Origin of the sequence: Microvirga arvi, assembly GCF_016892765.1 — a bacterium.
GTDB classification, from domain to species: Bacteria; Pseudomonadota; Alphaproteobacteria; order Rhizobiales; family Beijerinckiaceae; genus Microvirga; species Microvirga arvi.
This window is the reverse complement of the sequence record NZ_JAFEMD010000216.1, coordinates 1-729: the sequence shown is the minus strand read 5'-3', so window position 1 is coordinate 729 and position 729 is coordinate 1. Positions and strand designations below refer to the sequence as shown.

Sequence of the window (729 nt, the reverse complement as noted above, 5' to 3'; positions counted from 1 at the left end):
CGCGCAATCGGATACTTTCCCCGAACCCTGGAATCCAATTGCCGCCTGAGCAAACTGCATTGTTCAGGGCCGACTACTTACGGCCGTTGGGCGAGGTTCGCCATTGCTCATATCGTCGAAGCACGAACTCAGATAGGCTTTCCCCGGAATACGTCGACACCAATTTGGTGCGGAATTCTCTAGGTCTATCCAGCCGCCGCTGCTATCCATTGAGCGGCGTCTTCCACGATGTCTTGAGCGAATCTTCCGACCAACCAATCCATCCGGTTAGGGGATCTCCTCAATTGCTTGGCCTGTTCCCTATCGACTGCGATATCCGCGATACCATTCGACGAAGCGCCGGATGCCCTCCTCCAGGGACGTTGCGGGCGCAAAGCCCACGTCCCGGCGCAGGTCGCTCACATCCGCGCGGGTCTCCAGCACGTCGCCGGGCGGCAGGGGCACGTCGACGCGGTTCGCCTTCCGGCCCAAGGCCTCCTCGATCAAGGCGATGAGCCGGTTCACCTCCTCGGGATGATCGTTGCCGATATTGTAGACCCGGTGCGGCGCGAAGCTTGTCGCCGGATCGGGATTTTCCGCGTTCCAGGCCGGGTCGCTTGAGGGCGCGCGGTCGACCAGCCGCACGATGCCCTCCACGATGTCGTCGACGTAAGTAAAGTCGCGCCAGACGTGTCCCGCATGGGCCACCTGGATCTCATGCCCTTGAGCGATGGCGTGGGTGAATTTGTA

1 protein-coding gene is annotated in these 729 nt (G+C 61.0%); it reads right to left on the bottom strand.

Annotated elements, in window-relative coordinates; genetic code table 11:
- Positions 1-300: 300 nt before the first annotated feature.
- Positions 301-729: GDP-mannose 4,6-dehydratase (locus ILT44_RS30590; RefSeq protein ID WP_204243371.1), on the bottom strand; the 429-nt coding region annotated here is incomplete at its 5' end.